This window comes from Gardnerella sp. 30-4, assembly GCF_001641215.1.
GTDB classification, from domain to species: Bacteria; Actinomycetota; Actinomycetes; order Actinomycetales; family Bifidobacteriaceae; genus Bifidobacterium; species Bifidobacterium leopoldii.
Map to the genome: position 1 here is coordinate 1 of NZ_LXJL01000088.1, position 1,248 is coordinate 1,248.

General features: G+C 35.5%; 1 protein-coding gene. It reads right to left on the minus strand.

The annotated features are described in order from the left end of the window. Nucleotides 1–31: 31 nt before the first annotated feature. Nucleotides 32–1,156 (minus strand): DNA polymerase III subunit beta, encoded by a 1,125-nt coding sequence (gene dnaN, locus A5294_RS05145; protein WP_004106071.1) that lies wholly within the window; start codon nucleotides 1,154–1,156, stop codon nucleotides 32–34. Between the last annotated feature and the right edge of the window lie 92 nt (nucleotides 1,157–1,248).

Below are 1,248 nucleotides of genomic sequence, written 5' to 3' on the forward strand. Positions count from 1 at the left end.
ATCTAAAATACAATGCAATATCGCAACAATATTAATTATTAAAACGCATAGGAACAAGCAAATAGCGATAATCTGTTGATTCATCACCATCTGATTCCTGCTGACCATTAAATTCAACAGGTTTTACAGCTGTTGCCATTTTCATATGAACAAATGGCTCTGGAATAGCTCCTAAACCTTCAAGTAAATAGTTTGGATTAAAGGCAACAGTTATGTCTTCTCCATCCATATCGATATCAAGTACTTCTTTTGCTTGTGATTCGTCAGCAGTACCAGCACTCAAAGTTAACTCCTGATTTGAAAAAATCATTCGAATAGGAGCATTTCTTTCGGCGACTAAAGATACTCGCTTAATTGCATTTATCAATAATTGTTTATTAATAATTGCGTGAATAGGATATTCATCTACGAATAGTCGATCTACAGAAGGGAATTCTCCATCAATTATTTGTGAAGTACTTGTACGACCGGAATTTTCAAAACCTAAAAGTGACTTATCTTCCTCGTTAAAATGAATAATAACATTTTGATGATCGTCAAGAGAATGAGCAATATCTCTTAGTAATGACCCACGAGTAAGAGTGGTCGAATGAATGTCATTATGTTCTGGTGTCCACTTAAAAGTAGATCTAGATAGACGGAATCTATCAGTAGAAGTCATAGTAACGGTGTCATCTTCAAATTGGATCCTAATTCCAGTTAAGACCGGTCTATTTTCTTCTCTAGATGTAGAAACAGATGCTTGGTTTACAGCTTGAATAAATGTTGGTGCATCAACCTGACCTAATTTATTAGGCAATTTAGGCAAATCAGGATATTCTCCAAGAGGCATAAGTTGCAGAGTAAATGTTGATTTTCCGGAAGTAATAGTCAAAGTATTATTTTCAGATTTTAGATAAGTTTTTTCTGCAGGAAGAGACTTAGTAATATCTGCCATCAATTTTCCTAGAATAAGTATGCTTCCCTCTTCGTCAACACCAGCTTCAATGTGATGGCAGCTAGAAATTTGATAGTTGAATGCAGAAAGTTGCAATGTGCCATTTGCTGCTTCAATCTTTAAGCCTGCAAGAATAGGGTTTGCAGGGCGTGCGTCAATTACGCGTGTAGTCCAAGCTACAGCATCAGCAAATGATGCAGAGTTGACTTCTACTTTCATGCTTCCTCTTTTCTGTAAAGTCTGCATTTATTCTACAGTATGATGTTGCCTACAAAAAATATTTTTAAATGATTACATTGCTTTTGCAATTG

Coding starts and splice junctions, on each gene's coding strand:
- dnaN (WP_004106071.1), bottom strand. CDS start 1,156: ATGAAAGTAGAAGTCAACTCTGCATCATTTGCTGATGCTGTAGCTTGG.